The sequence below is a fragment of the Actinomyces oris genome, from assembly GCF_001937445.1.
Lineage (GTDB): Bacteria > Actinomycetota > Actinomycetes > Actinomycetales > Actinomycetaceae > Actinomyces > Actinomyces acetigenes.
Genome location: NZ_MSKS01000022.1, coordinates 25,628 through 35,157, shown reverse-complemented (window position 1 = coordinate 35,157; position 9,530 = coordinate 25,628). Strand labels below are relative to the sequence as shown.

8 protein-coding genes and 1 pseudogene are annotated in these 9,530 nt (G+C 61.5%); 6 read left to right on the top strand and 3 right to left on the bottom strand.

Annotation, left to right across the window (positions count from 1 at the left end):
* The 3 genes and pseudogenes from BKH20_RS14350 to BKH20_RS07225 form a co-directional block, all read right to left on the bottom strand.
* A pseudogene (locus BKH20_RS14350) lies at positions 1-386 on the bottom strand (subtilisin family serine protease); the annotation flags it as partial.
* 3 nt (positions 387-389) lie between these two features.
* Positions 390-1,334 carry an AAA family ATPase gene (locus BKH20_RS07230; RefSeq protein ID WP_218638154.1) on the bottom strand — a complete coding sequence of 315 codons (945 nt, stop codon included), beginning with the start codon at positions 1,332-1,334 and terminating at the stop codon, positions 390-392.
* Positions 1,335-1,994: 660 nt separating this feature from the next.
* Positions 1,995-3,245 carry a DEAD/DEAH box helicase family protein gene (locus BKH20_RS07225; protein ID WP_256693073.1) on the bottom strand — a complete coding sequence of 417 codons (1,251 nt, stop codon included), beginning with the start codon at positions 3,243-3,245 and terminating at the stop codon, positions 1,995-1,997.
* Positions 3,246-3,486: 241 nt separating this feature from the next.
* Here BKH20_RS07225 and BKH20_RS07220 point away from each other — a divergent pair, with 241 nt between their 5' ends.
* The 6 genes from BKH20_RS07220 (at position 3,487) to BKH20_RS07195 (ending at position 9,448) form a co-directional block, all read left to right on the top strand.
* A complete protein-coding gene (locus BKH20_RS07220) occupies positions 3,487-4,425 on the top strand; it encodes a hypothetical protein (RefSeq protein WP_256693074.1) in 939 nt (312 codons plus the stop codon).
* Positions 4,426-4,614: 189 nt separating this feature from the next.
* Entirely contained in the window at positions 4,615-5,454 is an 840-nt protein-coding gene (locus BKH20_RS07215) for a hypothetical protein (protein ID WP_256693072.1), read from the top strand.
* A gap of 39 nt (positions 5,455-5,493) precedes the next feature.
* Positions 5,494-6,477, top strand: a complete 984-nt coding sequence (locus BKH20_RS07210) for a hypothetical protein (protein ID WP_256693071.1) — start codon at positions 5,494-5,496, stop codon at positions 6,475-6,477.
* 156 nt (positions 6,478-6,633) lie between these two features.
* The gene (gene nrdF, locus BKH20_RS07205; RefSeq protein WP_070662632.1) at positions 6,634-7,608 is read left to right on the top strand and encodes a class 1b ribonucleoside-diphosphate reductase subunit beta; all 975 of its coding nucleotides are present in this window, start codon (positions 6,634-6,636) and stop codon (positions 7,606-7,608) included.
* Positions 7,609-7,719: 111 nt separating this feature from the next.
* Positions 7,720-8,430 carry a hypothetical protein gene (locus BKH20_RS07200; RefSeq protein ID WP_075390493.1) on the top strand — a complete coding sequence of 237 codons (711 nt, stop codon included), beginning with the start codon at positions 7,720-7,722 and terminating at the stop codon, positions 8,428-8,430.
* Between the two features lie 250 nt (positions 8,431-8,680).
* The gene (locus tag BKH20_RS07195) at positions 8,681-9,448 is read left to right on the top strand and encodes a hypothetical protein (RefSeq protein ID WP_070662622.1); all 768 of its coding nucleotides are present in this window, start codon (positions 8,681-8,683) and stop codon (positions 9,446-9,448) included.
* Positions 9,449-9,530: the final 82 nt, after the last annotated feature.

Here is a 9,530-nt window from a genome sequence, read left to right as displayed (position 1 = left end):
ACACCCCATGAATAAGCCTCATTGGCTCGTTCAGGAGAGTCCTCTGTGGCGGGGTGCACCGATAGAAGAAGCCACTTCGGTTTTCTTGATGTCTTACCCTTCCGCGTCAACTGTGTCAGAGAGTCAAGTTTCAGTTCGAAGTCGGCGCTGACGCCCTCAAGTGTTAGGTACGTCCCATTGGCTTGTAGTACCGGATCAAGATCCTGGGAGTCCCGGGCTTCCTGTTCTTTCGTAAATACGGCATCAATCTCTTCGATGAGACGCTTGCCGTGAGTCTGGCGCTCTACAGGTCTGATAGCAGTCGTTCCCATGCCGCGTGCGGTCCGTGGCCTGGACCCAACATAGCCATTGACGTACAGGTGATCGAGGCGGGGCGACTCGGACATGGCCTACCCCAGGCTGGCGGAGCGGCGCGCAGCAAGTGCCAGCTCAAGATCTGCTCGTGTCACCACAGCGTCCCCTCTCATGAGCGCAGCCTTAGCGGCTGACTCGGCTGCCTTGACGATATCCGCATGACTGAGTCCCTCTGTGCGGGAGGACAGCCCGGTAAATGAAACGCCCTTGGCAAGTGACCCCAGGCGCTTGCGGATAACCGCTTGGGCTTGCCTGCCACTCGGCAGCGAGTAGGTGAGGACGGCGTCGAAGCGACGGAAGAGTGCGCGATCCAGGATGGAACGATGGTTGGTGGCCGCGACCACAATCGACTCCGGGCTCGCTTCCTCCAGGAATACCAGGAATGAGTTGAGGATGCGTCGCGCTTCGCCGACGTCGTTGCTGCTTCTGTCTCCGCCGAGGGCGTCGAACTCGTCGAAGAGGTAGACCGCGCGGTGGGTGGCGACCTCGTCAAACACTGTCCGCAGCTTGGAGGCAGTCTCACCCATGAACTTGCTGAGCAGACTGTCCAGACGCACGGTGTACATCGGAAGTGAGAGCTCAGAGGCGATGACGGAGGCAGTCATGGTCTTGCCTGTACCGGGCGGGCCCTCGAGAAGCAGACGATGCATCGGGGTGAAGCCATGCTCGATCAGAACGGACCGTTGCCGCTGCTCCTGGATGACCTGCGTGATCTGCTCGCCGAGCTCAGGTGAGATGACGAGATCGCGCAGCCGTACCTGTGGCTGAGCGATCTCAACCAGACCGGCGATGTCTCCCTCGGGGCGTGGAAGTGTGGCTACCGTCGCAAGAGGCGAGCGTGCTCGCTGACGTGAGGAGTCGGCAGCCTTCTTGATGTCAGAGGCGAGTCGGTGGTGCCCCTGACGAGCTTCCCGAGCGGCGACCTGCAGGGCGACGGAGTAGAAGGCGTCCTCGTCACCGGAGGCATGACTGCGCACCATGGCTGTGATGTGTGCACCGTGACCTGCCACAGAGGGCCTCCCTTCCGTGTTCACCTGAGTTGTCACCGTCATCGTACGGCACGCCAGTGACACATTCCCCGGTGCCGCGCTGGGATCGCTCTCACGTCCACCAGTAGATCGTGCTTGTTGCGGACGAAGCGGCTTTCGCGCTGCATCGACTTGCTTGGCGAAGAGATGTGTCCAGGTGGGTTTATGTGGTTGCTGGGGTCAGTTGATCAGAAGAATAGGGTAGTTTTATTTCGTAGTGCTTGATCGCATCTATGGGGCTCTCGCGCAACTGTCCCGCGGCGTTTCGTATCCAGTGTACTCCGTGTGCGTCAGTGAAGGCGATCTCTACGCCAGGGCTGGCGCTCATCCCTCGCCATCCCCTCGGGGCGACAAGCTGTCATTCGCCTGGTGGAAGCGTGGTGAGGATGTCTTCGACATCCCGCTGGATAATGGCTCTCATTCTGTTCGTTGATGACGAAGATTGCAACACAGCGATACACAGGAGAGAAGGATTGATTGCTGATGCGTATAATGTCTTCTTTTGTTTGTCTCAACTTCTGGTCGGCCAGAATCCAGGCAGTGATGCGCACCGCTTGCTTCCGTTTCTCGTCTTCACTTCTTTGTCTCTCGTCTTCGCGCCGCCACCGAGCCTCACGTCTTAAGTTCAGCGCGGTAAGTACGGTTGCGAAGATGGTCCCTAGTGCGGCTGCCCAGGCGGAAAAGCTCCTCGCCGTAAGTCTCGACGTCGTCCATGGAGGCGAGGATCGCGTTCTTCTGACCGGCGCGAGCCTTGGTCGAGTCGTCGTAGATGCGGGGAGTCGCCGTCATGTAGAGACGCTTGGAGGCGTGGATGTAGTCGACGTTGTGGACGCGGACGAAGGCGGACTCATCCGTGCCCAAGGCGGTGGCGCCGGTCGTGCGATGGGCCTCGTCGCAGATCACCAGGTCGAAGCCGGGGGCGCCGAGCTTTTGGGCCTGGGCGACGGCGTCGATCGACTGGTAGGTGGAGAAGACCACCGTCATCGGGGCCGTCCCGTTGACCGGGGCGGGACGGCGCGTCAAGCGGTTGGCGAGCGCCGCGCCGTCCGTGGTGGCCGGGATCGCCAGGTCCACCACTGAGATGTCCTCGCTCAGGCTGGTGCGCTTGCGCCCCTTGCCGACCTTCGTATCCGAGCAGACCGCGAAGGAGCGCAGCGGCACCTCCGACTCGGCGCTCCACTCCATGAGCGTCTGAGACAGCAGCGCGATGGAGGGCACCAGGGACAGGACCCGACCACTGGAGCCCGCCATGGCCTCCGCAATGCGAAGGGACGTGAAGGTCTTGCCGGCGCCGCACGCCATGATGAGCTTGCCCCGGTCCGCCGTGGACAGTCCGGCAGTCACCGCGTCCAGGGCTCGCTTCTGGTGCTCGCGCAGGCTCTTGCCGCCGGTGCGCACCATGACCTCGGGGGTCTCCAGGCTGAAGGAGTCCCAGTCGATCGTGGAGTTGAACAGGTCCTCCAGGCCGATCCGGGAGACCAGGATGGCCTGACGAGACACCGTCTCCTCCGCGGCAGAGTTCCAGTGCTCCGTTGTGGACACGAACAGTCGGGAGGTGAACTCTCCCGTCCCCGACTCCGCCAGGAAGGAGTCGACGTCGCCCTTGGTGATGACGCCCGTGTCGGGGTCATAGAACTTGCACTGGACGGCGCACAGCTCGCCGGTTTCGCGCTCGCGGGCCACCAGGTCGATGCCGCGGTCCGGGCACGCGCCCCGCTCCGGCCAGTCGCTCCACATCCACACCTCGTCAAAGCGCTCCGCGTAGCGCGGATCCGTGAGAAGGAACTGGCGCACCAGGCGCTCGAAAGCCGTTCCCTTGCCGCGTTGCGTCCGCGTGTCGAAGTACAGGCCGTCCAGGATCACTTTGATGCGCGACTGACTCGCAGGGGAAGCATACGGTGAGAAAGGTGGGGTGCTGCCGCCATGAGACCACGCGTGACGGGACTGTGTCGGAGCCGCGCGGGCTGGGCAGGGGAACGATCCCCATCCCGTGCGTCGGAGCGAGGACCTAAGGTGGCACCATGGCTCATCGTCGACGCAACATCCTCCGCTTCCTGTTCACCGCGCTCTTCCTGGCGCGTCCGGGTGAATCGGTCCGGTTGTGATGGGGCTGGTGGGAGGAAAGGGCCTCCCGAGGCGCACGATTCTGGTCGGCGCCGGAGTTTTGGCACTGCTGGCGATGTCGGGCTGCGGGTCGCTGGCCCCGGGAAATATCCAGGCTCGCCGTCGGATCAAGCAGTCCTTGAAGAGCTTCGATGTCGTCAAGTCAGTGAACGCGGAGGTGGAATACAACTTCGAAATAGGTGACTCCTGGACGGTCCTGATCGTTCTCAACGATGATCCCGGGCGAGAAGAGACTCTCGCTGTCCTCAAAGACGCCTATCGTCTGGTCAAAGAGGCTGTGGGGAGGAGTTACGTCAGACTGTCGGCGTCCTGGAAGCAGAATGGCGCCTCTGTGTCGTGGTCTCTCTCGGAGAACGAGCCGAATGAGGCGGCGCTCGATTATCTTCGGGATCTGGCGAAGTCTAGCATGAAGTCCATGGATGGTGGAGGTCGTCATATCTCGGTGAATCGAGGCGAAGTAAAGAAGTTTCCGGATGATGTGATTATGATGCCACGATCCGGCGTTGGTGTGGATGACAGTTTTGATCTTGGTGGCATGACTGTCAAGGTTAATGCCGACACTACTGACTTCAGTTCCGTTCCGCTCCGCGAGGTAGTGGATGCCATCGATTCAAAGTATCGGAAGGAGGCCAGAGTTGAATTGACGGACGATCATCACGTGTATGAGAAACCAACACTCGATGTCTCTGCTTTTGGGACGGTGTCGGATGGCCTCGATGTCGCCGCGGCAGCGAAAGTGCTCAATATCGTCTCAGGGAATCAGGCGCTTCAGTCGCTTTACGTCTCGACCGTGTCGGACCAGAGTTCTGGCGGGACGGAAGGCGTGCGCTTCCAGATGGATGCGGGTACCTTCGATGCCGGATACCCTCCTGAAGAGGGTGCGAAGGTTCGGGCAGCAGCCCGGGAGTCCGCTTCTTAGTTGTGACGGGAGTGTGAATCTGATGGTTCCCTGTGACAGGAGAGTGCGGCAGGAGCTCTTGACGCAACGGAGTGGGGTCTGATGAATGCTCGACGTCGTGAGGCGCTGGCGTTCGGCCTCGTGTCCCTCGCTTTCGCAGTGGCCGGGTGCTCGCCCATGGCTATGGCGCGCAAGAGGCGGGAGCGGAAGGTGCATCAGTACCTCTCCGGGCTCGACGCTGTGGCGTCCGTGAGGGTAGAGGTGCACCCGGAGTTCTCAGAGCCGGATCGTTGGACCGTGGATGTGCGGCTCAAGGACGATCCGTCCGCGGAATCAGTTGCGACAGTTGTGCGGGACGCCTACGCCAAAGTGCTGAACCTGACCGGAGCCAATGAGGTGAGGATGGTTGTCTCCTGGGTCAAGGGGAAGACCTCCGTCTTCTGCTACCTGCCGATGAAGGATGCCGATAAGGCTGCCTCCGCCACGGTGGAGGCGTTATCGCCCGTCATGGAGCGAGTCCAGATCGAGGAGGAAAGAATTTCCTTCGAGTACCGGACTACTGAGACCCTCCCGGATCATTTCATCCTGCCGCCCACCTCTGCGGTGCTGCGCCTCGGCTCCCTGAGGGTCGAGCAGAGTATCCTGATTGGACGGTCTCACTGCTTCATCTCTCACGCCAAGGGTAAGGATCTCACATCCGTGCCAATCAAGCGTGCACTGGAAGCCATTCCCTCTGACAAGCGGTACGGAGCGGTCCTGAGCCTGGAGGCGGAGGATTATAACAGTCACCAGGCCCGTCTCATATTCAAGAAATGGGTCAATGACTGGCAGGATGAGGATGTTCAGCCCGACGCCGCGGTTCTCGCCACAGTCCTCGGCAACCAGGTGCTCCAGAGGGTGGAGCTGCTTACCTCGGTGGAAAGTAAGGTCCAGCCCAGGGTGGTTGGCTTTGACATGAAGTCCGGCACTGTGGTCGGCCAGGGAGATCCGCCTGAGAAGGGGGCGCCCATCCTTGCCGCGGCCCAGCAAATGGTGGCTTCGGTATCCTGATGGGGTACGGCCCCGAGGGCGTCTCTGTCTGACGTGCACATGCCGGACATCATCAAGGGAAGGGCAGTGAGGTCGATGAGTGTTCGACGTCGTGAGGTGCTGGCAGTGGGTGCAGTATCTCTTGCTTTCGGAGTGGGCGGGTGCTCGCCATTCGCTCTGGCTCTCAGCAAGAAGAAGAGGAAGGTGCGCAAGTATCTATCCGGTCTTGATGGTGTCACGTCCGTTGAGGTTGATGTGGATCCGGGGCTCGTGACTGATGATCGCTGGGATGTGGCCGTCAACCTCGAGGGTGATCCTGGGCAGGATTCAGTCCTCGCAATCATTCGCAATGCTCGAAACGAGGTAGTGAGTCTGGTCGATTCCGACAAGGTGGAGCTTGATGTCACATGGACCCAGGGTGCGACGTCGATGTCCTGTCATCTGCCGACCGACGACCTTGAGAAGGCTGTGCCGGCTGTCATGAAGGTGGTCTCCTCGGAGGTAGAGAGCGTGGAAATCTCCTGGGATAGAATCCGGCTACGCTACCATGGCGTGAAAACCCTTCCGGACAACTTCATTCTTCCGCTAACGTCTCCGGTTGTTGGTGTTGGTTCACTCAAGACCGAGCAGAATATTGTTGTGGGCTCATCCAATTGTTATATCACTCATTTTAAAGGCGTGGATCTCACCTCCGTGCCGATCAAGAGCGTCCTTGATGCCATCCCGGCAGACAAACGAGTTAATGCGATGGTGGACCTGGATGCGCATAATGATGTCAACCAGGTGACCCAGCTGAGAGTGTGGGGACTCGGTGAGTACGGAAAGGGTGTGGATGTTGGCGCCGCAGCGCCGGTTCTGGCGGCTGTCCTGGGAAATCGGACTCTTCAGAGGGTCGAGCTGGCCACCGCGCCGAACGACGACTACGACTCTGAAGTCGTCGCCTTCGACATGAACGGTGGTGCCGTGGTCGGCCAGGGAGATCCGCCTGAGAAGGGTGCGCCCATCCTTGCCGCCGCCCAGCAGGCGGCCTCTTCCTCGTCGTGACGGTGGCGACGGCGTCGAACCGGACGCCAGGACGACGGGGGACCGGACCAAAGGGAGCGCGGCGGGCACCACAGCCCTCTTCGGGCGGGCATTACTGCCGGCCGGCGGTCTCATCGGTAGCATGAGGCTGGATCACCCAAACCCCGGGAGGAACTGATGCACGAGCCCATCAAGCTGGTCGACCGCGTCCAGGCCATCAACTGGAACCGCCTGACCGACGACAAGGACCTCGAGGTCTGGGACCGCCTCACCGGCAACTTCTGGCTGCCCGAGAAGGTGCCGCTGTCCAATGACGTGCAGTCCTGGGCCACCCTCAACGAGGCCGAGAAGAACATGACCACCCGCGTCTTCACCGGTCTGACGCTGCTGGACACGATCCAGGGCACGGTCGGCGCGGTCTCCCTCATCCCGGACGCCCGCACCCCCCACGAGGAGGCGGTGCTCACCAACATCGCCTTCATGGAGTCGGTCCACGCCCGCTCCTACTCCTCGATCTTCTCCACCCTCATCTCGACGGCGGAGATCGACGAGGCCTTCCGCTGGAGCGAGGAGAACGCGAACCTCCAGCGCAAGGCCCACATCATCCTGGACTACTACCGCGGCGACGACCCCGAGAAGCGCAAGGTCGCCTCCACCATGCTGGAGTCCTTCCTCTTCTACTCCGGCTTCTACGCCCCCATGTACTGGTCCAGCCACGCCAAGTTGACCAACACCGCCGACCTCATCCGCCTCATCATCCGTGACGAGGCCGTCCACGGCTACTACATCGGCTACAAGTACCAGCTGGCCGTGCGCGAATCCTCCCCCGAGCGCCAGGCCGAGCTCAAGGACTACACCTTCGAGCTGCTCATGGAGCTCTACGACAACGAGGAGCAGTACACCGAGGACCTCTACGACGAGCTCGGCCTGACCGAGGACGTCAAGAAGTTCCTGCGCTACAACGCCAACAAGGCCCTCATGAACCTGGGCTACGAGGCGCTGTTCCCGGCCGACGCCGTCGACGTCAACCCGGCGATCCTCGCCTCCTTGTCCCCCAACGCCGACGAGAACCACGACTTCTTCTCCGGCTCGGGTTCCTCCTACGTCATGGGCACGGCCGAGGCCACCCAGGACGAGGACTGGGACTTCTGAGGGGCAGGTAGACGGAGACGGGGAGTGCTCCCCCGGGTAGCCTCCCCATGGCAGAGGGCTCGCGCATGGCGCACACTTTCGCCATTCCCAACGTGCCAGAAAGGAATCCCCATGCGCTCCTCTGTCAAAGTCCTCTCCGTTGCCGCCGCCCTTGCCATGGCTGTCGGACTGTCCGCCTGCGATGAGCAGGAGGTCTCTCAGCCCTCGGCCGGCGCCTCCTCGTCGGCCTCAGCCAAGGCGGACTCGGACGACTCGGATGCATCCCCCTCCGAGGACTCCAAGGATGCCAAGGACTCCAAGGGCTCCAAGAGCAAGAGTGGTGAGACCACTAAGTCCGGCTCCACCATTCAGAACATCAAGCCGGTGACCTTCAAGGACGAGGAGATCGGTCTCACCCAGACCTGTGACAAGGTGGTCGAGGACTACGCCGCACCGAAGCTCAAGCAGAAAGGTAAGACAGACACCGTCTACCTGCTTCACTGCACGCTCGATTTCAACGGAGACATCGCCTACAGTAGCACGCTCTCAGACTCCACCTCGCTCCGGGACAAAACATCATCCAAGCCCAAGACGGTTCAGTACGGAGCAAACGTGGCCGACGACCTGAAGGACGACGGTCTTGACGTGATTGACACCGAGGACGCCGGCTCCACTCACGTTGAGGGTTGGTTCGCCTACGTCGCCGTGTCAGACTCGACCAAGCTGAAGCCCTTCTCCGAGGGCACCACCAGCATCGCCTACGACCGCGCAGCCGGAAAGGGCACCCAGTCCGGCAAGCAGTACTCGGCCTACTCCGACACCCAGGACCTCGTGCTCAAGTAGGACGGATCCGATTCTCTTTCCAGTGCCGTCGGGCCTTCTGAGGACTGTTGTCGTCTCATTTCTCTGACGGAGTTCAAGATAAGGGGCTATGGTGCCATTCGTGGCACTGTAGCCCCTTGTTCCTCGTTGGCGGGGCCTCGCCCCTTCGTCTTCGTCGCGATGCGGGCAGGGCCACGAGGCATTCCCCCGGAACGTCTCTGGCGGACGGCGCAGCGTCAGGTTGTCTGTAGTGACCCAGAAAGGTGCTTCCATGCGTTCCACGATCAAGACTGTCGCAGCGGTGGCCGTCCTGGCCCTGTCTCTTGGCCTGTCTGCCTGCGGCGACCAGGGAGCTAGGACGGACTCGGATAAATCAAGCAGGACAACGGCTTCGCAGGCAAGCGATGACAAGTCCCCCAAGGCTGACTCCGACGCGTCAGAGTCAGCCTCGAGCAAGGAATCGTCTGCCCCTACCGGCTCGACGTCGAGCTCGAGCAGTGCGAAGGCCTCCTCGCCTCAGGGCGGTGAGACGCTGCCCACCGGTGAGAAGGTGGAGAGCATTGATCCCATTGTCATCAAGGACCAGGCGATCGGGCTGACCCAGACCTGCGACAAAATCGTCTACGACTACTCGGCCCCCACCTTCAAGGCGACGGAGAAGGGCAGCCAGGACAGGATCTTCCTGCTTCACTGCACGATGGAGTTCAGCGGTGAGGTCACTTACAGCGGCAAGGTCACCGCCTTCCAGAAGATCCAGTCCAAGGAGAAGGACTACCTCAGCGCTGACGTGAGTGCCTCCCTGGTCGAGCAGGACCTCAAGGACGCCGGCCTCGAGCCGGTGGGTGCAGGCACGGCATCCACGGGATCCAAGAGCGTTGACGGATGGGTCCCCTTCGTGGCCCAGCCGGTGCGGGGCAAGAACGACTACCTGACGCGGGACAACATGGTGTTCGTCTATAACCGTCCGGCAACGACCTTCGACGGCAGCGGGAAGACCTACGAGGCCTACTCCGACCGGCACGACATCGTCATCAAGTAGCTCTTCCGCACGCCCGGCCACTCAAGGACGACGCCGTCGTTCTGCGTCGTCGTGGACCGTCCGTCACCGGCGGCGGTTCACG

Bases quoted from the DNA above. Each gene is read 5' to 3' on its own strand.
- BKH20_RS07230 (WP_218638154.1), bottom strand. From the start codon at position 1,334: ATGGTGCGCAGTCATGCCTCCGGTGACGAGGACGCCTTCTACTCCGTC.
- BKH20_RS07220 (WP_256693074.1), top strand. From the start codon at position 3,487: ATGGGGCTGGTGGGAGGAAAGGGCCTCCCGAGGCGCACGATTCTGGTC.
- BKH20_RS07210 (WP_256693071.1), top strand. From the start codon at position 5,494: ATGCCGGACATCATCAAGGGAAGGGCAGTGAGGTCGATGAGTGTTCGA.
- nrdF (WP_070662632.1), top strand. From the start codon at position 6,634: ATGCACGAGCCCATCAAGCTGGTCGACCGCGTCCAGGCCATCAACTGG.
- BKH20_RS07200 (WP_075390493.1), top strand. From the start codon at position 7,720: ATGCGCTCCTCTGTCAAAGTCCTCTCCGTTGCCGCCGCCCTTGCCATG.
- BKH20_RS07195 (WP_070662622.1), top strand. From the start codon at position 8,681: ATGCGTTCCACGATCAAGACTGTCGCAGCGGTGGCCGTCCTGGCCCTG.